Here is a 23,971-nt window from a genome sequence, read left to right on the forward strand (position 1 = left end):
AGGCACGAAAAAAGGCCTGCTCCGTCAGGACGGCTCGAACGCCGAGGTCGCACGCAGCGCACACACCTCACGTGTGTGACACGGTGTCTCAGGACCTCAGACGAGCAACGTCCTTCTCCAATCGACGGCAACAGAACCGCTGTACACCGTAGGAGGCGGTCGGCGGGCTGTCAACGGATTAACGTGATCCCGCCCTCACCGCACGAAGGAGTCCCCGTGCCCAACGGCCCGCTCTCACTGCCCGCCCGGCTCTACCTGCTGGCCTGGGACACCGACACCGGCGAGGTCACCGCCGCCGCCCGCCTCCACCACCTGGTGCGGGCCGGCGCCCTCACCGAACTGGCCCAGCGTGATCTGCTCGTCGACGAGGACGGCATCGCCACCCCGGCCGACATGGACTCCCTCACCGGGGACACCGCCCTCGACGGGCTCCTGGAACTGGTCCGCGAGTCCCGGCCGCACCGCTGGCAGAGCTGGGTGACGCTGCACGCGCGCGTGACGCTCGATGCCGTACGGGAGCAACTGACGGCGGAGGGCTGTCTGCGGGCGGAGCGCAAGCGGGTGCTCGGGGTCTTCCCGAGCGTGGAGCACGTGCTGGCGCGGGCGGACGTCGTGGACGCGCTGCGTGAGGAGGTGCGGCAGGTTCTGGAGGGCCCGGTGCTGGTTGCGGAGGTCTCCGAGCGGGACGCTGCCGTCGCCGCCCTCGCCGCCGCCGCGGAGCTGCCCACGCTGGTGCGGGGCAAGGACCGCAGCCGCCTCCACGCGCGCGTGGCGGAGCTGGCCGAGCGCAGCGGGGCGGCGGCACCCGCGCTGCGGAAAGTCGTCACCCAGGTGCACACGGCCCTGACCGCGTCCCTGACGGCGGTCGCGACGGCGACGGGCGACTGAGCCGGCCCCCGGCGCGGGCAGGTCACGCCTGGTCCACCGCGCCTCGCGGGAGCTGCTGGGGGCGGGGACCGTGCGGGGCGCCGGAGGGCGGCCCGACGCGCCCCCAACGCTGAGCGCTCAGCAAGCGTCCCGGATCAGCTCCGCCAGGTCATGGTCCAGATCCATCTGCAGATGCTCCAGCCCCACCGGCACCAGCGCACTCGTGGCGTCGAGGAACCGGCGTATCTCGTGCGACCGGACGTGCACCACGGCGGTGCCCTCGGGGGCGTGGAACTCCAGGACGGTGCGGTCGTAGCCGTACGGCCGTACGCGCACGTCGCCGTGGCCCTCGGGCTCGTGCAGACCGGCCGCGAGGAGTTCGCGGGCGAACGTCCAGCAGACCTCCACGCCCTCCAGCGTGGCCGGCGCCGGGAAGGTCATACGGACCGCGAACGGGTCGCTGCGGTCGTAGTGCAGCTTCGCCGGGATGCTCGGCATGCGCGGCGCGGCGGCGACGAGGCGGGCCTCCACGGGTTGTTCGATGACGGTGGACAACGCCTTGCTCCCTTGTGACGTCTGGACGGGCTTCCGGGCGGATTGGGCCGGGCACTGCTAGAGACGCTGGAATCAGCCAATCCGTGCACACCGAATTCGAGTGACCTGCGTCACCGCATTCATGCACAGGAGTGACGCAGTCCATTTCCCGTGCACCGACGGGCAGTTGTGGCGAGGAGCGCCATCTGGACGCGATACCGGGCGTCGGCTAGCTTCGCCCGCCATGAGGCGTATGGGGAACACGCGACGCATGAGGCGCACTTTTCGGACAGTCGCCGCAGGGGCGGTGTGCTCGGCGGCGCTGGCCGCACTGACCGCCGTACCCGCACAGGCACAGCAGCCCGGGCCCCGGGAACCGCACTGGGAACTCAAGGACACCGGCGCGACCGGCGTGCGCTTCCGGGGGCTGTCGGCCGTCAGCCGGGACACCGCCTGGGTGGCCGGAACAGGCGGCACCGTGCTGCGCACCACCGACGGCGGGGCCAGCTGGCGGAACGTCTCGCCGCCGGGCGCAGGCGAGCTGCAGTTCCGGGACATCGAGGCGTTCGACGCGCACCGCGCCGTGGTGCTGGCCATCGGCGAGGGCGAGGCCTCCCGCGTGTACCGCACCGACGACGGCGGCGAGACCTGGACCGAGTCCTTCCGCAACACCGACCCCTTGGCCTTCTACGACTGCCTCACCTTCTTCGACCGCCGCCACGGCCTCGCCATGAGCGACCCGGTGGACGGCACATTCCGCATCCTGTCGACCGGCGACGGGGGCCGCTCCTGGAAGGTGCTTCCGAGCGAGGGCATGCCGGCCGCGCTGGACGGCGAGGCGGGCTTCGCGGCCAGCGGGCAGTGCCTGGTGGCTTCCGGTCCCTCCGACGTCTGGCTGGCCACCGGCGGCGGTGCACGCGCGCGCGTGCTGCACTCCGCCGACCGCGGGCTCACCTGGACCGCCACCGACACACCGGTCCCGGCCGGCGACCCGGCGAAGGGCGTCTTCGCGCTCGCCTTCCGCGACCGCACCCACGGACTCGCGGTCGGCGGCGACTACCGCCCCGACCAGGCCTCCCCGCAGGCCGCGGCCCACACCCCCGACGGCGGCCGCACCTGGCAGCCCGCCGCCACCCCGCCGCCCGCCTACCGCTCCGGCGTCGCCTGGCTCCCGCACAGCCGCACCGCGGCCCTCGCGGTCGGCCCCACGGGCACCGACCTGACCACCGACGGCGGCCGCACCTGGCGGACCGTCGACACGGGCTCGTACGACACCGTGGACTGCACGGCGGACCTGGGCTGCTGGGCGGCGGGGGAGCAAGGGAGGGTGGCACGTCTGGAGCGGTGACGCACGGGGCGAATGCGGGTACTCGGTCGCGGACTGCGAAAGGAGTGAGCGAGCATGCCCGCAGGTTCCAGCTCCAAGCGTGAGCGCCAGTACGAGCACATCAAGAAGAGCGCGCAGGACCGGGGTGAGAGCACCGGACGGGCCAAGGAGATCGCGGCGCGGACGGTGAACAAGGAGCGTGCCCGGTCCGGCGAGTCCAAGTCCGCCAGCCGCAGCTCCACCAAGGACATGTCATCCGGCAAGCGCGGTGGCCAGCGGTCCGGCCAGGGCTCCCAGGGCCCCACCCGCGACCAGCTGTACAACGAGGCCAAGCAGCGCGGTATCGAGGGCCGTTCGAACATGAACAAGGACCAGCTGCAGCGCGCGCTGAACGCGAAGAAGGGCTGAGCTCCTCGCCCCCCGCGGCAGCGGGGGCCGTTCCGCCGTCGCGGGGGTTCGGGCGCCCGGCGCCACACGTCCGACGCCCGCTCAGGGGCCGTACGCTCGTGCCCATCATGACGACCGTACCCATCCCCGCGGGCTGGCCCGCGACCGAGGAACAGGCCCGTGCCGTACAGGACCGACTGCGGACCCAGGTGGTGCTCGACGAGCCGGGACCGCCGCCGGGCCGCGGCCATGTCACCGGTGTCGACGTGGCCTACGACGACGAGCGGGACCTCGTCGCGGCCGCGGCGGTCGTCCTGGACGCGGCGACCCTGGAGGTCGTCGCGGAGGCCACGGCGGTCGGCCGCATCTCCTTCCCGTACGTCCCCGGTCTGCTCGCCTTCCGTGAGATCCCCACGGTCCTCGCCGCCCTGGAGGCCCTGCCGTGCCCGCCCGGCCTGGTCGTCTGCGACGGCTACGGCCTGGCCCACCCGCGCCGCTTCGGCCTCGCCGGCCACCTCGGCGTCCTGACCGGCCTGCCCACGATCGGCGTCGCGAAGAACCCCTTCACCTTCACCCACGCCGACCCGGACGCCCCGCGCGGCAGCACCTCACCCCTCCTCGCCGGCACCGAGGAGGTGGGCCGCGCCCTGCGCACCCGCGACGCCGTCAAACCGGTCTTCGTGTCCGTGGGCCACCGGGTGAACCTCGACAATGCCTGCGCCCACACCCTGGCCCTGACCCCGGAGTACCGCCTGCCGGAGACGACCCGCAGGGCGGACGCGTTGTGCCGCAAGGTGTTGCGGGAGGCCGCCGCCCCGAGGAAACCCCTGGCCGACCGTGCGGCGGCGAACCCCATCCGGTCGTGGGGGCGCACCCTGTTCGAGCGTCAGTCCGACCCGGTGACCTGGGCGGGCCATGTGCTCCGGGCGGCGGCCCTGGGGCAGGGGCGGACGCCGGAGATCGAGGCGGCCCTGGAGTTCGCGGGGGACCGCGACCGGTGGAGCCGTGGACGCGAGCTGTTCGAGCTGGTCCGCCGCGGCTGGGCGGACGAGGAGCAGTTCACGCAGGAGCGGCGGATCCTGTTCCGCCTCGCGGAGCTGGTCGGCAAGGTCGCCCACAACGAGGCCGGGCCTCCGCCGTTCTTCGACCACCACGCGGGGTGGCAGATCGGTCCCCTTGCCTGGCAGCTCGCCATCGCCGACAGCGACCCCGCCGTGCGGGACCGGATCGCGGACGCGCTGGGCGAGCGGCCGCCGGAGCCGCTCGGCGGGTGATCTGAGTACCCGCACTGAGTACCCGTACGGATGTGGGTGCGGTGCGCCGGTCGGCAGGCTGTGCCGCATGACGACGCACCGTGCTCCGAAGCCCCTCGCCGATCCCAACCGTCCCGTCGAGCGTGCCGTGACGGCCGCGCTGGTCCTCGCCGTGCTGGCGGGGCTCGGCTGGATCGCCGGGATGCTCTACACGGTTGCGGGGTGGTCCTAGCTCCCGTTTTGCGGTTGCGACAGCGCCGACTCGCGACCCGGACCGCGCGTTGACGGGCAAGCCGAGCCGCGCCGGCCCTGACCTCACTGGGCCAGCGCGTAGGCACTCTTTCCCGCCAGCAGCAGGCCGACCACGACACTGCCGTACACGATCGCCGGTTCCGCATGGCCCTGCATCCAGGAGCGCAGTTCCCGTAGCCGCTGTTGGGCAGAGGTCGGCTTGAAGACCACATACAGCTCCGCGGCGAGCAGAGTGGCGGTCGCGACGATGCAGTACGCGACCAGTATCAGCCAGGTCGTGGGGTCGGAGCCGTCGGCCTCCAGCACGGTCACGGCGCCGGCCGCGACGAGGCCCCACGGCTGGAGAAGGATGGCCAGCCCCGCCGCCGGCCAGAGTGCGCCCCGGTCCATCCGGGAAGTGAGGAAGGAAGCCGACCTGCCCTTCTTGGGCGAGGTGACGGCGCCGGCCGGATCGTGGCGAGCGGCCCTTCGGCGCCTGTGGATGCCGTAGCCGACCAGCGACACCCCGATGGCGACCTTGATCGCGAGGCCTGCCGTGGACGGAGGCGACCTCGGCTCCGGGGGCTTCCCGCCGGTCACGGCCAGGACCAGGACGATCACCGCGACGAAACACGTCATCCATCCCGAGATGAAGGCGAGCCCTGTCCGAACGCCCTTGACGGATGCCACCACCAGGACGAACGCCATGAGGGGGAGCGGGTCGAGCGTGATGGCGAAAGCGATGAGCAGGAGGTCGAAGACCATGGGTGATCCCGTCAGGCGCCGTACGCATCGAGCCTAGGCACGGCTGTGACCCACCGCATCTCATGTGACGGTTGAGCCGAACCTGCCCCGTGCCCGCGGCAGGGTGCCGTGCCCCCCTTCCTCGCGCACTCTGGAGAGGGAAGGGGTGACGATGGAGACTCGCGGCTGATGCGGCGCGGGGATACGGGCGTGGACTCGCGCGCGCCACGGTGGCGTGGCCGTCTCGGGCAGCTGACGGCCTGGCTGAAAGCCGTCCACGCGCGCCTGGAGATCCGCTTCCCCGTCATCACAGGACTTCTGGACCGCATGGTGGCGGTGAACATCTTCGACTCCGCCACCCGCATCGCGGCGCAGTGTTTCCTGACCGCGGTCCCGTTGCTGTTCGTGCTGTCCGCGTACGCGCCCGAGTCGGTGCAGACCCAGGTCGTCAAATCAGTCAGCGCCGTCTTCGGTCTGAGCGGGCAGTCGAAGGCCGAGGTGGAGAAGTTGTTCCAGCCACCGACCGACAACGTGCGCCAGGCGATCGGCGTGGTGGGCGGGCTGATGGTGCTGCTGTCCGCCACCGCGGTGAGCCGCGCGGTGCAGCGGCTGTGCAAACGGGCCTGGCTGGTGCCCCCCGGAGTAACGAAAGTCGCTCCGTGGAGGTGGCTCGCATGGATCGCGCTGTGGCTGTGTGCGCTGGTCGCGCAAGGGTTGCTGCGCGACGGGTTCGGCCTGGGGGCGTGGCTGGGAATTCCGATCGTTCTGGCCGTGCAGACGGCCATGTGGTGGTGGACCCAGCATCTACTGCTGGGCGGAGCCTTCCGCTGGGCGCCCCTGCTGCCGGGGGCCGTCCTCACGGCGATCGCGATCAGCTGTCTGTCCGTGACCGCACATTTCTACATGCCGAGGGCGCTCAACAGGGCGCTGTCCGACTACGGTTCCGCCGGTTCGGTCTTCGTCATGCTGTCCTGGCTGATCGTCGTGTCCGTGGCCGTCGCCGTAGGGCTCAGCGTGGGCGCCGTACTGTCCCAGGAGCCGTTCCTGCGGCGCCGCCTCGGAACCCCGACACCGCCCCCCTGACGGACACCTGCCGGGAAAGCCCGGTCAGGTGTTCCCAGGGGGATGGCCTCGTCAGGGGGGGCACCCTCCGATCAGGCGCGTCGGTCGCGCTTGCGCCTCGAGGACTGCCGATTCACCGGCTGGACGCCACCCTGAAGGTGATCCCCGCCCGCCGCAGGCGTTCCGTGAGCGCGTCGCCCATGGCGACCGCCGTGGTGACCTGGCCGGCCGTCGGCGGCAGGTCGTCGAAGGCCAGCGACAGCGCCGACTCGGCGAACATCTTCGCCGTCTCGTCGTAGCCGGGGTCTCCGCCCGCCACCTCCGTGAGCACCTGCCGGCCGCCGCCCTCGCCCACGAAGCGGACCTTGAACCAGCTCTTCGCCCGCTTCTCGGCGCTCGGCCCCTCGCCGGGCCTCAGCCGGCCGGACAACCAGCGTCGCGCGGGCGGCAGTTGGGCGGCCGCGAAGAGACCGCCGACGGCCGCGATCCCGCCCACGGCGACGGGCAGATGCCGTACCGCCGCGTAGTGGCGGTAGCGGAAGTCGGGGCCGTAGCGCTCCAGGGCCTTCGCGGAGCGGCCCACGATCTGCGCGTCGATGGTCGGCAGCGGCAGCGCCCACGCGCCGACCTCCTTCGCGAACCGCGGTGCACCCGTGGGCGCCGCGGCCCGCCGTCCCACCAGGCGCGGCTCGTGCCGCCTGCGGTCACGCTCGGCAGCCAGCATCGGCCGCACCCGCGAGAACTGGTTCAGCGCCGAGGCGAACGTCCCGCCGGAGAACGTGGCGTCGGCCGTCACGAACCCGTCCACCGTCAGCGGCACCCCCTCCGGCAGCTGCCGCACGGTGAAGTACGCGCCCAGGTCGTGGGGGATCGAGTCGAACCCGCAGGCGTGCACCAGCCGCGCACCGGTCTCACGCGCGCGTGCATCGTGGCGGACGTACATGAGGTCCACGAACTCGGGCTCACCGGTGAGATCGAGATAGTCCGCACCGCTGTCCGCGCAGGCGGCGACCAGCTCCTCGCCGTACGTCACATACGGTCCCACCGTCGTGGCCACCACGCGCGCGTGCTCCGCGAGTGCGCGCAGCGACACCGGGTCGGCCACGTCCGCCCGCAGCAGCCCGACCTTCCCGTTGCCGGGCAGCCGCTCGCGCAGCCGCTCCAGCTTCTGCTCGCTGCGGCCCGCGATCGCCCAGCGCAGGTCGTCGGGCGCATGCGCGGCGAGGTACTCCGCGGTGAGCGTCCCGACGAAGCCCGTGGCTCCGAAGAGCACGATGTCGTACGGACGGTCCGTCCTGTTCAGCCTGCTCATGACACCCCTCGGTCTGCAGCACGCGCCGTTGTCGGTGGCCGAGGCTAGCGTGAAGAGTGCGGAGCCCGACGACGAGCCCGGAGGTAAGCGGTGACCGTGCCCGAAAGCGCCCTGAAGAAGTGGGAGAAGGTGCGTGAATTCGCCCTCGGGCTGCCGGGCGCCGTCGAGGAGCACCCGTGGGGCGAGACCGTGGCGAAGGTCAACAGGAAGGTCTTCGTGTTCCTGGGCGTGGACGACGGCAGCCATCCGCCGGGCGTCACGGTGAAGCTCAGGGACGAGGCCGCCCACGCGCATGCCCTGACCTCGCCGGGCGCGGAACCCGCCGGGTACGGGCTGGGCAGGGCCGGCTGGGTCCGCATCCCGCTTGCGGAGCAGGGTGCCCCGGCGGCGGATCTGCTGTGCGACTGGGTGGAGGAGAGCTACCGGGTGATCGCACCGAAACGGCTGATAGCCGACCTGGACGCACGCTGATCCGCATGCCTCCTGCGGCACGACTTGGCTAAGCGCTTGCTCTCCCGGGTCTTGTGTCCGCTGGAACGTGTTCCTAACATCACTAGTGTTACAGCAGTTGTGTCACAACCCCTGGGGACTGCATGGCAGAGGCAAAGGCGCCTGGACACGGCCCGCTTTCCGGTGTGCGCGTGGTCGAACTGGCCGGTATCGGGCCCGGCCCGTTCGCCGCCATGCTCCTCGCCGACCTGGGCGCCGACGTCGTCCGTGTCGACCGCCCCGGCGGTGTCGGGCTCGCGATCAACACGGAGTACGACATCACCAACCGCAACAAGCGCTCGGTGATCGTCGACCTGAAGTCCGCGGACGGCCCCGAGCGCGTCCTCGACCTCGCCGCGCGCGCCGACATCCTCATCGAGGGCTACCGCCCGGGAGTGGCCGAACGCCTCGGAGTCGGCCCCGAGGCCTGCCACGCCCGCAACCCGACACTCGTCTACGGCCGGATGACCGGCTGGGGCCAGCAGGGCCCCCTCGCGCACCGCGCCGGTCACGACATCGCGTACATCGCCCTCACCGGCACCCTCGGGATGATCGGCAGCCCGGACGAGCCCCCGGCCGTCCCCGCCAACCTCCTCGGCGACTACGCGGGCGGCTCCCTCTACCTGGTCGTCGGCGTCCTCGCCGCCCTCCACCACGCGCGCGCGGGCGGCCCCGGCCAGGTCGTCGACGCCGCCATCGTCGACGGCACCTCCCATCTCGCCGCGATGATCCACGGCATGCTCGCCGCCGGCGGCTGGCAGGACCGCCGCGGGGCCAACCTCCTGGACGGCGGCTGCCCGTACTACGGCACCTACGAGACGGCCGACGGCAAGTACATGGCGGTCGGCGCCCTGGAACCGCAGTTCTACGACGAGTTCGTGCGCGTCCTCGGCATCCCGGAGCACGCCGACGCCCGCAAGGACTGGACCCGCTGGGGCGAACTGCGCGAGGCGGTCGCGACCGGCTTCAAATCCCGCACCCGGGACGAGTGGACAGCCGCCTTCGAGGGATCCGACGCGTGCGTGGCGCCCGTGCTGTCCCTGCGCGAGGCACCGCACCACCCGCACCTCGCCGCGCGCGGCACCTTCACCGACCACGGCGGCATCACCCAGCCCGCCCCCGCCCCCCGCTTCTCCGCCACCCCCACGGCCGTACGCACCGGCCCCGCGCAGCCCGGCGCCGACACCGCCGGCGTGGCACGCGACTGGGACGTACCCGACCTCCTGAAGGGCACCGAATGAAACGGCAGATCTTCGCCCCGGAGCACGACGCGTTCCGCGCGACCGTGCGTGCCTTCCTGGCCAGGGAGGTGCTGCCGTACTACGAGCAGTGGGAGAAGGACGGCATCGTCTCCCGCGACGCCTGGCGGGCGGCCGGCAAGCAGGGCCTGCTCGGACTCGCCGTGCCCGAGGAGTACGGAGGCGGCGGCACCTCCGACTTCCGCTACGCGACCGTACTCGCCGAGGAGTTCACCCGCGCGGGTGCTCCCGGGCTCGCCCTCGGCCTGCACAACGACGTCATCGGCCCGTATCTCACCGGCCTCGCCACCGAGGAGCAGAAGCGCCGCTGGCTGCCCGGCTTCTGCGACGGGTCGATCATCACCGCCATCGCCATGACCGAGCCGGGCGCGGGCTCCGACCTCCAGGGCATCCGTACGCACGCCGAGGACCGGGGCGACCACTGGCTGCTGAACGGCGCCAAGACGTTCATCTCCAACGGGATCCTCGCCGACCTGGTGATCGTCGTCGCGAGGACCACCCCGGAGGGCGGCGCGCACGGACTGTCGCTGCTCGTCGTCGAACGCGGCGCGGAGGGCTTCGAGCGCGGCCGCAACCTCGACAAGATCGGCCAGAAGGCGCAGGACACGGCCGAACTGTTCTTCACCGACGTGCGCGTGCCCAAGGAGAACCTGCTCGGCACGCTGGGCGGCGCCTTCGGCCATCTGATGACCAACCTCGCCCAGGAGCGCCTCAGCATCGCCGTCGCCGCGATCGCGGCCGCCGAGCACCTGCTGGAGATCACCACCGAGTACGTCAAGGAGCGCGAGGCCTTCGGCCGGCCGCTCGCCACCAAGCAGCACATCCGCTTCGAGATGGCCGAGATGGCCACCGAGTGCGCCGTCACGCGCGCGTTCCTCGACCGCTGTGTCCAGGAGCACTCTGACGGCCGGCTCGACGCCGTGGACGCCTCCATGGCCAAGTGGTGGGCGACCGAGCTGCAGAAGCGCGTCGCCGACCGCTGCCTCCAACTGCACGGCGGCTACGGCTACATGACCGAGTACCCGGTCGCCCGGGCCTTCACCGACGGCCGTATCCAGACCATCTACGGCGGAACCACCGAGATCATGAAGGAGATCATCGGCCGTTCCCTGCTGGGCTGAAGCTCATCGCCCGGCCCACCCTCACCCCGAAAGGCCTTCCAGTGAGCACCGAAGCGTACGTGTACGACGCGATCCGCACCCCGCGCGGCCGCGGCAAGGCGAACGGCTCCTTGCACGGCACCAAGCCCATCGACCTGGTCGTCGGACTCATCCACGAGATCCAGAGCCGCTTCCCGGGCCTCGACCCGGCGGCCATCGACGACATCGTGCTGGGCGTCGTCGGCCCGGTAGGCGACCAGGGCTCCGACATCGCCCGCATCGCCGCCGTCGCCGCGGGCCTCCCGGACACGGTCGCCGGCGTACAGGAGAACCGCTTCTGTGCGTCCGGTCTTGAGGCCGTCAACATGGCCGCCGCCAAGGTCCGTTCCGGCTGGGAGGATCTGGTCCTCGCGGGCGGTGTCGAGTCCATGTCGCGGGTGCCGATGGCCTCCGACGGCGGCGCCTGGTTCAACGACCCGATGACCAACCTCGCCGTCAACTTCGTGCCGCAGGGCATCGGCGCCGACCTGATCGCCACCATCGAGGGATTCTCGCGGCGGGACGTCGACGAGTACGCGGCGCTCTCGCAGGAGCGGGCGGCCACGGCGTGGAAGGAAGGCCGCTTCGACCGCTCCGTCGTCCCGGTGAAGGACCGCAGCGGTCTGACGGTCCTCGACCACGACGAGCATCTGCGCCCGGGCACCACCGCCGACTCCCTCGCCAAGCTGAAGCCGTCCTTCGCGGACATCGGCGAGCTGGGCGGCTTCGACGCGGTGGCCCTGCAGAAGTACCACTGGGTCGAGAAGATCGACCACGTCCACCATGCGGGCAACTCCTCCGGCATCGTCGACGGCGCCTCGCTGGTCGCGATCGGTTCGAAGGAGGTGGGGGAGCGGTACGGACTGCGCCCGCGCGCGCGGATCGTCTCCGCCGCCGTCTCCGGCTCCGAGCCGACCATCATGCTCACCGGCCCCGCCCCCGCCACCCGCAAGGCGCTCGCCAAGGCAGGTCTGACCATCGACGACATCGACCTCGTCGAGATCAACGAGGCGTTCGCGGCGGTCGTCCTGCGCTTCGTGAAGGACATGGGCCTGTCCCTGGACAAGGTCAACGTCAACGGCGGCGCGATCGCCCTCGGCCACCCGCTCGGCGCGACCGGCGCGATGATCCTCGGCAGCCTCGTCGACGAACTGGAGCGCCAGGACAAGCGCTACGGCCTCGCGACCCTCTGCGTCGGCGGCGGCATGGGCATCGCCACCATCGTCGAGCGCATCTGAACCCCCGGCGGAACCAAGCGACTTCAGAGACTTCTACGGAGACCCCCGTCATGACGCAGAGCACCACCATCCGCTGGGAACAGGACCGCACCGGCGTCGTCACCCTCGTCCTGGACGACCCGAACCAGTCCGCGAACACCATGAACCAGGCGTTCCGCGACTCCCTGGCCGTGATCACCGACCGCCTGGAGGCCGAGAAGGACTCCATCCGCGGCATCATCCTCACCTCCGCCAAGAAGACCTTCTTCGCCGGCGGCGACCTGCGCGACCTCATCCGGGTCACCCCCGAGACAGCGCAGGACCTCTTCGACGGCGGGATGGCGATCAAGCGCAACCTGCGCCGCATCGAGACCCTCGGCAAGCCGGTCGTCGCCGCGATCAACGGCGCGGCCCTGGGCGGCGGTTACGAGCTCGCGCTCGCCTGCCACCACCGGGTCGCCCTCGACACCTCCGGCACGAAGATCGGCTGCCCGGAGGTCACCCTCGGCCTGCTGCCCGGCGGCGGTGGCGTCGTGCGCACCGTACGCCTGCTGGGCATCGCCGACGCGCTGCTGAAGGTGCTGTTGCAGGGCACCCAGTACAACGCGCAGCGCGCCCTGGAGAACGGCCTGATCGACGACGTGGCCGCCACCCAGGACGAACTGCTCGCCAAGGCCCGCGCCTTCATCGACGCCAACCCCGAGTCGCAGCAGCCCTGGGACAGGCCCGGCTACCGCATCCCCGGCGGTACCCCCGCCAACCCCAAGTTCGCGGCCAACCTGCCCGCCTTCCCGGCCAGCCTGCGCAAGCAGACCAATGGCGCGCCCTATCCGGCGCCGCGCAACATCCTCGCCGCGGCCGTCGAGGGCTCCCAGGTCGACTTCGAGACGGCGCAGATCATCGAGGCGCGCTACTTCGTGGAGCTGGCCGCCGGCCAGACGTCCAAGAACATGATCCAGGCCTTCTTCTTCGACCTCCAGGCCGTCAACTCCGGCGCCAACCGCCCCAAGGGCATCGAGCCGCGTCCGGTCCGCAAGGTCGCCGTCCTCGGCGCCGGGATGATGGGCGCGGGCATCGCGTACTCGTGCGCCCGCGCGGGCATCGAGGTGGTCCTGAAGGACGTGTCGCTCGAGGCGGCCGTCAAGGGCAAGGGCTACTCCGAGAAGCTGTGCGCGAAGGCGGTCTCCCGGGGCCGTACGACGCAGGAGAAGGCGGACGCGCTGCTGGCCCGCATCACGCCGACCGCCGACCCGCAGGACGTGGCGGGCTGCGACGCGGTCATCGAGGCCGTGTTCGAGAACCCCGAGCTCAAGCACAAGGTCTTCCAGGAGATCCAGCACATCGTCGAACCGGACGCGCTGCTGTGCTCCAACACCTCGACCCTGCCGATCACCGCGCTGGCCGAGGGAGTGGAGCGCCAGTCGGACTTCATCGGTCTGCACTTCTTCTCACCCGTGGACAAGATGCCGCTGGTGGAGATCATCAAGGGTGAGCGGACCGGCGAGGAGGCCCTCGCCCGCGCCTTCGACCTGGTCCGCCAGATCAAGAAGACCCCGATCGTCGTCAACGACTCCCGCGGCTTCTTCACCTCCCGCGTCATCGGCCACTTCATCAACGAGGGCGTCGCGATGGTCGGCGAGGGCATCGAGCCCGCGTCCGTCGAGCAGGCGGCGGCGCAGGCGGGCTACCCGGCGAAGGTCCTCTCCCTGATGGACGAGCTGACGCTCACACTCCCGCGGAAGATCCGCAACGAGTCGAAGCGGGCCGTGGAGGAGGCGGGCGGCACCTGGCCGACGCACCCGGCCGAGGCGGTCATCGACCGCATGGTCGACGAGTTCGGGCGCACGGGGCGCAGCGGGGGAGCGGGCTTCTACGACTACGACGAGGCGGGCAAGCGGGTGGGGCTGTGGCCCGGGCTGCGCGAGCACTTCACCAAGCCCGGCCACGAGATCCCGTTCCGGGACATGCAGGAGCGGATGCTCTTCTCCGAGGCGCTCGACACGGTGAAGCTGCTCGAGGAGGGGGTGCTCACGTCGGTGGCCGACGCGAACATCGGCTCCATCTTCGGGATCGGGTTCCCCGGCTGGACGGGCGGCGTCCTGCAGTACATCAACGGCTACGAGGGCGGGCTGCCGGGCTTCGTGGCACGCGCGCGTGAGCTGGCGGACCGGTACGGGGAGCGGTTCGCGCCGCCTGCGCTGCTGGTGGAGAAGGCGGAGAAGGGGGAGCGGTTCACGGACGCGTGAACCTCGCGGCGGAGGGCGTGCGGAGGGTGTTTCGCCCCCGCCGCCCCTTCCCGTCCCGACCCGGGGGCCGGCCCCCCGACCCCCGCTCCTCAAACGCCGGAGGGGCTGAGTTTCGCCGGCCGGGGTTTGGCTTTTCAGCCCGTCCGGCGTTTGAGGACGAGGCCGTTCAGGCCGAAAGCGGGGGTCTGGGGGCGCAGCCCCCAGGACACCCTTGCCTACGCGGTGGACGAGGGCAGCGGGTCCACGACCGGGCAGACGCTCATCGTGTCAGGAGGGTCGGCCTTCCTCTGAGACGGCTTGCTCCGAGACGCCTTCCTCCGAGAGGCCGAGCGAGGTGTCGAGCCACTGGTGCACCTCCTCCTTCAGCGACCGCTGGAAGGTCGTCAGCAGCGCCTGTACCACGATGGGCTGCATGTGCGCCGACAGCGACTTCACGTCCTGTTCCGCCCGCTGGGACACCTCGCCCCGGAACAGCTGCGACAGCTCGTGCGCGGCGGCCCGCGAGTGCTCGATCAGCACCCTGCGCGCCGCGAGGATCGCCTCCTCGGACAGCGGTACGTCGAGGAGCTGCACGGCGAGCCGGAGCAGGCCCGAGTCGACGCGGTACGAGTCCCCGTCGCGCCGTATCACGTTCATGGCGCACAGCCGCTCGACCTCGTCCTCGGTCAGCGGCCGCCCCGCCCGGCGCCGCAGCTCGGCCGCGCTCACGGTCTCCACGGTGTCCGGCGCCCAGGACGCCACCACGGCCCGGTGGATCGCCAGGTCATGGTGGCTGAGGCCGGGCGGCAGCTGCGCCATGTAGCGCTCGATCGCCGCCAGCGTCATGCCCTGGTACTGCAGTTCCTCGATGAGCGCCAGCCGGGCCACGTGCTGCTGCCCGTAGTGGCCGACCCTGCGCGGACCGATCACCGGCGGCGGCAGCAGACCCTTGGTGCCGTAGAAGCGGACCGTGCGGACCGTGACGCCGGCCCGCGCGGCCAGTTCGTCGATCGTGAGCGTCGGCTCCGCGGTCTCGCTGTCGGCGTCGGTGTCGGTCGTCATGTGCAGCAGTATCGCTGTCACACCAGTACTGCGAAACCCGGTACGAGTGGCCCGTGAGGCTTGTGAGAAGTACCGCTGTGTGATCTACGCCATCGCATGCGCGCCGCCCCCTGGGGGAAGGTGCCGCGTTGGTCCGCGCCCCACCGAACGCGCCGACCGAGTACGTCCGGACACCCGAGCGCGACCCGCTCGTGCGCACCAGAGAGTGGAACCACTGTGAGCAAGGACGCCGTGGACACGGCACAGGCCGTCACCCGGACCGACGCGGCCCAGGCGCCAGCGGACGCGGGCGACGCCGGCTACAGCAAGGACCTCAAGGCTCGCCACGTCAACATGATCGCCATCGGCGGCGCCATCGGCACCGGCCTCTTCCTGGGCGCGGGCGGGCGCCTGCACAACGCGGGCCCGGCCCTCGCGCTCGCCTATCTGGTGTGCGGGATCTTCGCCTTCTTCGTGGTGCGGGCGCTGGGCGAGCTGGTCCTGTACCGCCCGTCCTCCGGTTCCTTCGTGTCGTACGCGCGCGAGTTCCTCGGTGAGAAGGGTGCGTACGTCGCCGGCTGGATGTACTTCCTGAACTGGTCGACGACGGGAATCGCCGACATCACGGCGATCGCGCTGTACACGCACTACTGGAGCATGTTCACGAGCATCCCGCAGTGGGCGCTCGCCCTGATCGCGCTGGCCGTCGTTCTCGCCGTGAACCTGATCTCGGTGAAGATCTTCGGCGAGATGGAGTTCTGGTTCGCGATCATCAAGGTGGCCACACTCGTCGGCTTCATGCTGATCGGCATCTTCCTGCTGGCCACCCGGCACGAGGTCGGCGGCCGGACCCCGGGCCTGTCCGTGATCGCCGACCACGGCGGCGTCTTCCCGCACGGCGTGATGCCGGTCGTCCTCGTCATGCAGGGCGTGATCTTCGCGTACGCCGCGCTGGAACTGGTCGGCGTCGCCGCGGGCGAGACCGCCGAGCCGGAGAAGGTCGTCCCGCGCGCGGTGAACTCCATCATGTGGCGGGTGGGTCTCTTCTACGTCGGCTCGGTCGTCCTGCTGGCCCTGCTGCTGCCGGGTTCGGTGTACTCGGCGGACGAAAGCCCCTTCGTCACGGTCCTGTCGAAGATCGGCATCCCGGCGGCGGGCGACGTGATGAACCTGGTGGTCCTGACGGCCGCGATGTCCTCGCTGAACTCGGGCCTGTACTCGACGGGCCGCATTCTGCGCTCGATGGCGACGGCGGGCTCGGCGCCCAGGTTCACGGCGCGCATGAACCGCAGCCAGGTCCCCTACGGCGGCATCCTGCTCACCTGCGCGGTGTGCGTGCTCGGCGTCGGCCTCAACTACCTCATGCCGAGCCAGGCCTTCGAGATCGTGCTGAACGTGGCCTCCCTCGGCATCGTCTCGACCTGGGTGATCATCATGATCTGCCACCTGGTCTTCGTCCGCCGCGCCAAGGCGGGCCTGGTCACCCGCCCGTCCTTCCGCCTGCCCGGCAGCCCGGTCACGGAGATCACCACGATCGCCTTCCTGCTCGCCGTGCTCGCCCTGATGTGGAACGACCCCGAGGTCGGCCGCAAGACCCTCCTCCTGATCCCGGTGATCGCCGCCATGCTGGTCGCCGGCTGGTTCGCGGTCCGCCGCAGGGTCGTACGGAACGGCGACCGGGAACTGACCGAACTGACGAAGTAGCAGGCCAGGGCCACTGTCAGTGGCATCGCCTACGGTGGCGTCATGTCGGAGATCATCCATGTCCGGGGTGACGCCACCGTTCGTCCGGATTGCGCCACTGGCCGGATCCGGAGCCGGCGTACGGTCAGGGATGCGCCCTGAAGGGGCGCGGGGCTGTGACATCAGCGGTTCCGCCGCGGGGCGCGACCAGCCCCACCCACCAACCTGCGGCTGTCCGAACGTCCGGTGGGCCCACGGCGATATAGCCTGCCAACCCGGCAGAGCGTCCGCGCGCACTGCCGGAGGTGAATGTCCCGGGTCGAACCGCTGATCACCGAGCGGCTCGTGAAGCGGGACATCGAGCTCACCGTCTACGACCATGGGGAGGGCCAGTGAGCCGTGAAACCGACGTCCTCGTGCTGGGCGGCGCCGGCGTGGACACCATCGTGTATGTGCCGGAGCTTCCGTTGCCGTACGCCGACAGCTACATGATCGAGTCCGGGATCCGCACTCGCGCCGGACAGACCGGCGACTTCGTGGCCCTGGGGCTCGCAGCCCTCGGCCTGCGCGTCCACCACCTCGACATGCTCGGTGACGACCCCGAGGGCGAGCTCGTCCGCGCCCTGCACCGGGACCACGGCATCGCGCTCACCGCCGTCCCCCACCTCGCAGGCACCAAGCGCGCGGTCAACCTGGTCGGCCCCGACGGCAGGCGCCTCTCGCTGTACGACGTGAGCCGCACACAGGGCGAGGACCGCTTCCCGCAGGACACGGTGCGCACCCTGGCGGCGGCGAGCCGCCACGCGCACGTCGCCATCACCCAGCCCTGCGCCGACGCGCTGCCACTCCTGCGCGAGTCGGGCGCCACCATCTCCACCGACCTGCACGACTGGGACGGGAAGAACCCGTACCACGAGCCGTTCGCGCAAGCCGCGGACGTCGTCTTCCTGTCCGCTGCCGCGCTGTCCGACCCCGAGCGCACGATGCGCCGGATCGCCGACCGGGGCCGGGCACAGGTGGTCGTCGCCACGGCCGGCGCGAAGGGCGCGTACGTCCTGGCCGACGAAGAGCTGACCCACGTACCGCCCGTCGCACCGCCCGCCCCGGTGGTGGACTCCAACGGCGCGGGCGACGCGTTCGCCGCGGCCTTCCTCCACGGCTGGCTGAACCGCGAAACCCCACAGCGCTGCGCCCTGTACGGCAGCATCGCCGGCGCCCACGCCTGCACGATCCCTTCGACGGAGACGGAGGCAATGAGCCGAGAGGAACTCCTGGAAGCGGTGAGTGCAGCGGGCCTATAAGGGGCCGGGGGCTGTGACATCAGCGGCTCCGCCGCGGGGCGCGATCAGCCACATCCGTTCCGAGGTCCCCGCACCACCGAACCCGGCAGATCCTCAGTGGACGTCGTTCGTCGCTTCGATCTTCTTCCAGGACTTCGGCCGCACCGGAGCAGCCGCCGACTTGGCAACAGCGAGTCCCTTCGCCGCCGAGGCCGCAGGCTTGCTCGGCTGGAACAGCCACGTGTCGAACAACGACGCCAGCGACTTCCCCGACACCTGCTCGGCGTAGGCCTGGAAGTCGGCGACAGAAGCGTTGCCGTACGCGTGCGTCTGCGGCCACCCCTTCAGAATGGCGAAGAACGCATCGTCGCCGACCGCGTTCCGCAGCGTCTGCACCGCCAGCGCCCCCCGGTCGTAGACAGCGATGTCGAACTGGTTGTCAGGACCGGGGTCGCCCGGCTTGACCTTCCAGAACGCGTCGTCCGCGGGGTGCGAGGCGTACACGTAGTCGGCGAGCTGCTGCGTCGTGCCCTCGCCCTCGTGCTCCGACCACAGCCACTGCGCGTACCGCGCGAAGCCCTCGTTGATCCAGATGTCCTTCCAGCCCTTGAGGGACACGCTGTCGCCGTACCACTGGTGCGCCAGCTCGTGCACGACCACCGAGGTGTTGGCGCCGTTCGCGAACTGCTTCGGGCTGTAGTACACGCGGGTCTGCGTCTCCAGCGCGTACCCGGTGGTCGTGTTGGGCACGTACCCGCCGGCCGAGCTGAAGGGATACGGCCCGAAGTAGCCGCTCAGCCAGTCGACGAGCTCCCCGGTGCGCTCGACGCTCGCCCGCGCGGCCCCGTCGTTGTCGCCGAGGTCCTTGCTGTAGGCGTTGACGACCGGCACACCGCCCTCGGAGGTGCTGGTCGTGATGTCGAACTTGCCGACCGCCAGCGTGGCCAGATAGGTCGCCTGCGGCTTGTTCTCCCGCCAGTTGTAGCGGGTCCAGCCGAGCTTCGAACTCGTCGACTGCAGCGTGCCGTTGGAGATGGCCTGGGTGCCGTCCGGCACTGCCACCGACACGTCGTAGGTCGCCTTGTCGAGCGGATGGTCGTTGCTCGGGAACCACCACCAGGCCGCCTCGGGCTCGTCCGCCGCGACGGCTCCGTCCGGCGTGCGGTGCCAGGTGTTGAATCCGTACGCGCTCTTGGTGGACGGCACTCCGCTGTAGCGGACCACCACGGTGATCGGCGTGCCCTTGGCCAGCGGCGTCTTCGGCGTCACCACCAGCTCGTGCTGGCCCGAGGTCGCGAAGGACGCCTTGACGCCGTTGACCCGCACCTCGCTGACGTCGAGCAGGAAGTCCAGGTCGAAGCTGGAAAGGTCCTGCGTCGTCTTCGCCAGAATCGTCGCCGTGCCCGCCAACTCGTCGGTGGTGGGCTGGTATTGGAGCCGCAGGTCGTAGTGGGAGACGTCGTATCCGCCGTTGCCGTAGGCCGGGTAGTAGGGGTCGCCGATGCCCGGTGCGCCGGGGGAGTGGCTCGCGGCCGACGCCGGGATCGCCAGCATCAGGGACGCGGCAGCGAGTGCGCCCGGCGTGATGATTCTGCGGTGCACGAAAGCTCCAAGTCGTAGGAGTACGAGGTCTGTTCGGAGCCTATTCAGTCCCTGTGTCCCCGGGCATGTCCATGGCCCCACGTGTCACACGATCGCCATTCGGCCGACATGAGCAATCGCCCCCGCTTCCCCATGGACCTCACAGGCGTCCGATTGCACTCTTCTGTACGGGAGTTGACCGTTGTACCGTCCGCGCATGCCCATACGCATGCGCTTCACGACCTGGAGACCGCTCGCAGCGGCGGCCGTCGCCGCCCTCATGGCAGCGTTCCTCACCCCCGCGGCGGCTCACAGTGCCCCGCGGGAGAGCAAGCCCGTCTACTCCTACGACAACGCCATCCGTGAGGCCGTATGGGTGGACACCGGACTCGACGGGGACGGCGACGGCAAGGCCGACCGCGTCGCCGTCGACATCGTCCGCCCCCGCGAACCCGCCCAGCAGGGCCGCAAGGTCCCCGTCATCATGGACGCCAGCCCCTACTACTCCTGCTGCGGCCGCGGCAACGAGAGCCAGAAGAAGACGTACGACGCGAACGGCAACGTCGTCCAGATGCCGCTCTTCTACGACAACTACTTCGTGCCCCGCGGCTATGCCTTCGTCGGCGTCGACCTCGCCGGCACCAACCGCTCCGACGGCTGCGTGGACGTCGGCGGCCGCAGCGACATCCAGTCCGCGAAGGCGGTCGTCGACTGGCTGAACGGCCGGGCCAAGGCGTACACCACCCGCACCGGCACCACGACCGCCAGGGCGACCTGGACCAACGGGAAGACCGGCATGATCGGCAAGAGCTGGGACGGCACGATCGCCAACGGCGTCGCCGCGACCGGCGTCAAGGGCCTCAGGACCGTCGTCCCGATCAGTGCCATCTCCTCCTGGTACGACTACTACTTCGCCAAGGGCGCCCCGCTCTACGACTCCGGCCCCGACTGGCTCTCGAACTACGTGGACAGCCCCGACGCGCAGGCCAAGTGCGCCGCCGTCCAGAAGAAGATCGTCGACGGGGCGCCGCGCACCGGCGACTGGACTCCGTTCTGGACCGAGCGCGACTACGTCAGGAACGCGAGCAAGGTGCGGGCCAGCGTCTTCCTCGTGCACGGCATGCAGGACCTCAACGTCCGCACCAAGCACTTCGGCCAGTGGTGGGACGCCCTCGCCAAGAACGGCGTCGAGCGCAAGATCTGGCTCTCCCAGACCGGCCACGTCGACCCCTTCGACTTCCGCCGCAGCGCCTGGGTCGACACCCTGCACCGCTGGTTCGACCACGAGCTTCTCGGCTACGACAACGGCATCGACCGCGAGCCCATGGCCGACATCGAGCGCCAGCCCGACCAGTGGGTGACCTCGCGGTCCTGGCCCCCGAGCGGCACCCGCAGCACGACCCTGCGCCCCGACCAGGGCACCCGGGCGGGCGTCGGCACCCTCGGCCTCACCAAGGGCGCCGGCACCGAGACCTTCACCGACAACCCGCAGCTGAGCGAGACCGACTGGGCCGCGAAGATCGACACGTCGACCCCCGACAAGGCCGGCTTCGTCACCCAGCCCCTCACCCACGACCTGCGCCTGTCGGGCTCCTCCAAGGTCACCGTCACCGCGACCCCCACCACGAAGACGGCCCACCTCTCCGCCGTCCTCGTGGACCTCGGCCCCGACACCATCCGTGACTACGCCGACTCGGCAGAGGGCATCACCACCCTCACCGACCGCACCTGCTGGGGCGCGAGCACCGCGGGCGACAGCGCCTGCTTCAAGGCCACCGAGGCCAAGAAGACCGCCGTCGACTACACGGTGTTCAGCCGCGGCTGGGCCGACCTCGGCAACTACGCCTCCGACCGCAAGGGCGTCCCGCTCACCCCGGGCAAGGCGTACACCATCACCCTGGACCTCGCGGCCACCGACCACGTCGTCCCGGCCGGCCACCGCCTCGCCCTGATCATCGCGGGCACCGACAAGGACCTCATCGACCCCCCGACCGACAAACCGACCCTCACCCTGGACCTGACCCACACCTCGGCCAACGTCCCGCTGGTCGGCGGCGCGACAGCATTCGCGCGTGCCACCTCGGGCAAGACGGCGACGGCACCCGCGGCGACGACGCTGAAGGGCGTACGCGACCCGAGCGCCGCCCATCGCATCCCGATCGGCTGAGCGGTGTGCGCATAGTCCCCTTCGGCTCAGCAGCGGCTTCCTAAGGGGCGCGTCAGGCGGCCGGGCAAGCCAACCCGGCCGCCTCCTCCGCGCACCCCCACGCCACGGTCACACCCGCCCCACCATGCCCATAGTTGTGCACCAACACCCGCCCCCCGGGCAGAACCTGCCGCTCCAGCCGCGCAGCGAACCGCGAAGGCCGCAGCCCGACCCGGTGCTCCAGCACCCGCGCCCCCGCGATCTCCGGCCGCAGAGCGACACACCGCCGTACGATCGCCGAGGCCACCGCCGGATCTGGCTCCAGCGACCAGGCGTCCTCATCCGCCGTACCGCCCAGCACCAGCCGCCCGGGCTGAGGAAAGAAGTACGTCATCTCCCCCTCCGCGTCCGTGGAAGTGAGCCAGGTGCGGATGCCGGGGTTCTCCACCACCACCAACTGCCCGCGCACGGGCCGCACGGACGCATCCGGCACCAGCGAACGCGCCCCCAACCCCGTGCAGTTGACGACCACCGGCGCGTCCACCTCGGCGAAGTCTGCGACCGTGCGCTCCTCGACCACCCCACCCGCCTTCACCAACCGCTCCCGCAGCCACGGCAGATGAGCCGACATGTCGATGAGCGGCAGCCGCGCCCACAGCCCGCTTCCGGTGTACTCCTCGGTTGTCGACGCCCGCAGACCGGGCACCCGGGCGGCCGCCCATGCCTCGGCCCGGTCGAGATCCGCCTCGCCCAGTACTCCTTCGACCATGCGTACGCCGGTCGACCCGGGCCGTGTCGCCAACTCCTCGTACACATCGAGCGATTGGAGTGCCCAGGTGCGCGCCCGGGCGACCGGTTCGATCCGGTACGGCCACCACAGCGCGCCCGCAGCCGCCGAGGTGGTCGCCTCCAGGGGATCCCGCGTCCAGACCCGCACCCGTACACCGCGCTCCGCGAGGACGACGGCCGTCGTGAGCCCCATGACCCCGGCGCCCACCACGATGACATCGTTGTTCCGCACGCTCTCCACGCGGGGACGTTAGCGGAATATGTCATGCCGTGCTCAGACAGCTCCCACTCTGGGGATACTCACAGCATGTCTGCCGAGTACGCGACCTTCGGCCTGGCACCGGCGATGCGTGCCGGTGGAGTCCTCGCCAACGGTGACTACCAAGTGCACCGGGACTTCGTGGACTTCATCGTCGACGGACGTCCGCTGCTGTTCCAGCTCTCCGACCTCGACGCCGTCTCCCCGCTCGCCTCCGACATCCCACCCGCGATCTTCACCGAACAGGTCCGCAGCCTCCTCCTGGAGGCGGACCCACCGCTTCCGGGCGGCCGTTACGTCATCTACGGCTGCCCCGAATGCGCCGATCTGGCCTGCGGCGCGGTCACCGCGATCATCGAGCAGGACGGAGAGGACTACATCTGGCGGGACTTCGCCTGGCAGACCGACGAACACGCCGACCTCGAACTCAACGGCTACCACGGCATCGGACCGTTCCGCTTCCACGGCGCCGAGTACCGCGAGGCGCTGGCCGCCCTCCTCGACGGCGAGTCCCCGGGCGCCCGCCGCCGGGTCCTGCTGATCGGCGCGCGGGTCGCCGTCCTCGCCAAGCTGGCCGCCGCCCTGCGCACCATCGGCATCGGCGCCGACATCGCCCATGACGCCGACGGCGTCCCCGCCGACGAACTGCGTGCCTACGGGGCCGTCGCCTTCGGCCGCGCCGTCTCCCAGGAGGAGCGCACCGCCGTACGCCGCTCCTTCGAACGGGCGGGCGTCGACGTGGTCTACGTCGAGGGCCTCGCCCCGATCGTCCCGCTCCTCGTGGCCCAGATCGAACACGCCCTGGACCGCAGTCCGACCGAGCAGCGCCGTCTGACCCGCCTGGTGGCGGCCGACGGCGAGGCGGGCGTCGAGGTCACCTCACCCTGCCGGGTCCGCCTCACCGCGTACCGCCTCGACCGCCTCTACCGCACCCACACCCACGAGGTCTTCGACGGCGTCCTCGAACCGGGCAGCCACCGCATCGCCCTGGACGCCAAGGCGATGAAGGGCGAGTCGTTCGTGGTGGCACGGACGGCGGGGAGCGTGCTGGTGGAGGCGATGGCGCGGTAGCGCTCCGCTTCGGAGGCAGCGAGCGGAGAGGGCCGCGAGCTCACGTCAGCCGTCTGCGGGCCCGTTGTGGCTGGT

The 23,971-nt window shown here is 70.9% G+C and carries 20 protein-coding genes and 2 pseudogenes; 16 read left to right on the top strand and 6 right to left on the bottom strand.

Features of this window, described 5'->3' with window-relative positions:
- Positions 1–216: 216 nt before the first annotated feature.
- Positions 217–888, top strand: coding sequence for a GOLPH3/VPS74 family protein (locus tag ABT254_RS14460; RefSeq protein WP_351468592.1), 672 nt, complete (start codon positions 217–219; stop codon positions 886–888).
- 117 nt (positions 889–1,005) lie between these two features.
- Here ABT254_RS14460 and ssgD read toward each other — a convergent pair whose 3' ends face one another.
- On the bottom strand, positions 1,006–1,422 hold the full coding sequence (gene ssgD / locus ABT254_RS14465; RefSeq protein WP_351468595.1) for a spore wall synthesis regulator SsgD: 417 nt from the start codon (positions 1,420–1,422) through the stop codon (positions 1,006–1,008).
- A 250-nt stretch (positions 1,423–1,672) separates the two neighbouring features.
- Here ssgD and ABT254_RS14470 point away from each other — a divergent pair, with 250 nt between their 5' ends.
- The 4 genes and pseudogenes from ABT254_RS14470 (at position 1,673) to mmpA (ending at position 4,600) form a co-directional block, all read left to right on the top strand.
- Positions 1,673–2,749 (top strand): WD40/YVTN/BNR-like repeat-containing protein, encoded by a 1,077-nt coding sequence (locus ABT254_RS14470; protein WP_351468597.1) that lies wholly within the window; start codon positions 1,673–1,675, stop codon positions 2,747–2,749.
- A 54-nt stretch (positions 2,750–2,803) separates the two neighbouring features.
- Positions 2,804–3,136, top strand: a complete 333-nt coding sequence (locus ABT254_RS14475) for a plasmid stabilization protein (RefSeq protein ID WP_344400296.1) — start codon at positions 2,804–2,806, stop codon at positions 3,134–3,136.
- Positions 3,137–3,243: 107 nt separating this feature from the next.
- Positions 3,244–3,927 (top strand): annotated as a pseudogene (locus ABT254_RS14480) (endonuclease V); the annotation flags it as partial.
- A gap of 529 nt (positions 3,928–4,456) precedes the next feature.
- Positions 4,457–4,600 carry a morphogenic membrane protein MmpA gene (gene mmpA, locus ABT254_RS14485; protein WP_351468599.1) on the top strand — a complete coding sequence of 48 codons (144 nt, stop codon included), beginning with the start codon at positions 4,457–4,459 and terminating at the stop codon, positions 4,598–4,600.
- Between the two features lie 83 nt (positions 4,601–4,683).
- Here the strand turns inward: mmpA and ABT254_RS14490 are convergent, their stop codons facing one another.
- Positions 4,684–5,364, bottom strand: coding sequence for a GAP family protein (locus tag ABT254_RS14490; RefSeq protein WP_351468602.1), 681 nt, complete (start codon positions 5,362–5,364; stop codon positions 4,684–4,686).
- A gap of 189 nt (positions 5,365–5,553) precedes the next feature.
- Between ABT254_RS14490 and ABT254_RS14495 the strand changes: the two genes are divergently transcribed.
- Positions 5,554–6,426 carry a YhjD/YihY/BrkB family envelope integrity protein gene (locus tag ABT254_RS14495; protein ID WP_351468605.1) on the top strand — a complete coding sequence of 291 codons (873 nt, stop codon included), beginning with the start codon at positions 5,554–5,556 and terminating at the stop codon, positions 6,424–6,426.
- Positions 6,427–6,538: 112 nt separating this feature from the next.
- Here ABT254_RS14495 and ABT254_RS14500 read toward each other — a convergent pair whose 3' ends face one another.
- Entirely contained in the window at positions 6,539–7,717 is a 1,179-nt protein-coding gene (locus ABT254_RS14500; RefSeq protein ID WP_351468608.1) for a saccharopine dehydrogenase family protein, read from the bottom strand.
- Positions 7,718–7,807: 90 nt separating this feature from the next.
- Here ABT254_RS14500 and ABT254_RS14505 point away from each other — a divergent pair, with 90 nt between their 5' ends.
- The 5 genes from ABT254_RS14505 to ABT254_RS14525 all read left to right on the top strand — a co-directional run bounded on the left by ABT254_RS14505 (position 7,808) and on the right by ABT254_RS14525 (position 14,067).
- The gene (locus ABT254_RS14505; RefSeq protein ID WP_351468611.1) at positions 7,808–8,188 is read left to right on the top strand and encodes an MmcQ/YjbR family DNA-binding protein; all 381 of its coding nucleotides are present in this window, start codon (positions 7,808–7,810) and stop codon (positions 8,186–8,188) included.
- A 122-nt stretch (positions 8,189–8,310) separates the two neighbouring features.
- Entirely contained in the window at positions 8,311–9,447 is a 1,137-nt protein-coding gene (locus ABT254_RS14510; protein WP_351468613.1) for a CaiB/BaiF CoA transferase family protein, read from the top strand.
- Positions 9,444–10,586, top strand: coding sequence for an acyl-CoA dehydrogenase family protein (locus ABT254_RS14515; protein ID WP_351468616.1), 1,143 nt, complete (start codon positions 9,444–9,446; stop codon positions 10,584–10,586). The genes ABT254_RS14510 and ABT254_RS14515 overlap by 4 nt, the downstream gene beginning before the upstream one ends.
- A gap of 41 nt (positions 10,587–10,627) precedes the next feature.
- On the top strand, positions 10,628–11,842 hold the full coding sequence (locus tag ABT254_RS14520) for an acetyl-CoA C-acetyltransferase (protein WP_351468619.1): 1,215 nt from the start codon (positions 10,628–10,630) through the stop codon (positions 11,840–11,842).
- A 50-nt stretch (positions 11,843–11,892) separates the two neighbouring features.
- A complete protein-coding gene (locus ABT254_RS14525) occupies positions 11,893–14,067 on the top strand; it encodes a 3-hydroxyacyl-CoA dehydrogenase NAD-binding domain-containing protein (protein ID WP_351468622.1) in 2,175 nt (724 codons plus the stop codon).
- A gap of 267 nt (positions 14,068–14,334) precedes the next feature.
- Here ABT254_RS14525 and ABT254_RS14530 read toward each other — a convergent pair whose 3' ends face one another.
- The gene (locus ABT254_RS14530; RefSeq protein WP_351468624.1) at positions 14,335–15,108 is read right to left on the bottom strand and encodes a MerR family transcriptional regulator; all 774 of its coding nucleotides are present in this window, start codon (positions 15,106–15,108) and stop codon (positions 14,335–14,337) included.
- Positions 15,109–15,324: 216 nt separating this feature from the next.
- Between ABT254_RS14530 and ABT254_RS14535 the strand changes: the two genes are divergently transcribed.
- From ABT254_RS14535 to ABT254_RS14545, 3 genes and pseudogenes are all read left to right on the top strand, one after another.
- On the top strand, positions 15,325–16,791 hold the full coding sequence (locus ABT254_RS14535; protein WP_351468626.1) for an amino acid permease: 1,467 nt from the start codon (positions 15,325–15,327) through the stop codon (positions 16,789–16,791).
- Positions 16,792–17,082: 291 nt separating this feature from the next.
- Positions 17,083–17,166: pseudogene (locus tag ABT254_RS14540) on the top strand (Appr-1-p processing protein); the annotation flags it as partial.
- Entirely contained in the window at positions 17,163–18,071 is a 909-nt protein-coding gene (locus tag ABT254_RS14545; RefSeq protein ID WP_351468629.1) for a PfkB family carbohydrate kinase, read from the top strand. The pseudogene ABT254_RS14540 and the gene ABT254_RS14545, both read left to right, overlap by 4 nt.
- Before the next feature lie 93 nt (positions 18,072–18,164).
- On the opposite strand, the gene ABT254_RS14550 is transcribed toward ABT254_RS14545, so the two are convergent.
- Positions 18,165–19,652 (bottom strand): M1 family metallopeptidase, encoded by a 1,488-nt coding sequence (locus ABT254_RS14550; RefSeq protein ID WP_351468631.1) that lies wholly within the window; start codon positions 19,650–19,652, stop codon positions 18,165–18,167.
- A 196-nt stretch (positions 19,653–19,848) separates the two neighbouring features.
- On the opposite strand from ABT254_RS14550, the gene ABT254_RS14555 reads away from it, so the two are divergent.
- The gene (locus tag ABT254_RS14555) at positions 19,849–21,798 is read left to right on the top strand and encodes a Xaa-Pro dipeptidyl-peptidase (RefSeq protein ID WP_351468634.1); all 1,950 of its coding nucleotides are present in this window, start codon (positions 19,849–19,851) and stop codon (positions 21,796–21,798) included.
- Between the two features lie 52 nt (positions 21,799–21,850).
- Here ABT254_RS14555 and ABT254_RS14560 read toward each other — a convergent pair whose 3' ends face one another.
- Positions 21,851–22,759: an FAD-dependent oxidoreductase gene (locus ABT254_RS14560; RefSeq protein ID WP_502971985.1), complete on the bottom strand. Its 909-nt coding sequence runs from the start codon at positions 22,757–22,759 to the stop codon at positions 21,851–21,853.
- A gap of 114 nt (positions 22,760–22,873) precedes the next feature.
- Here ABT254_RS14560 and ABT254_RS14565 point away from each other — a divergent pair, with 114 nt between their 5' ends.
- Positions 22,874–23,896, top strand: a complete 1,023-nt coding sequence (locus tag ABT254_RS14565) for an oxidoreductase (RefSeq protein ID WP_351468640.1) — start codon at positions 22,874–22,876, stop codon at positions 23,894–23,896.
- Positions 23,897–23,971 lie beyond the last annotated feature (75 nt).

This window comes from Streptomyces sp. NPDC001137 (genome assembly GCF_040298885.1).
GTDB lineage: Bacteria > Actinomycetota > Actinomycetes > Streptomycetales > Streptomycetaceae > Streptomyces.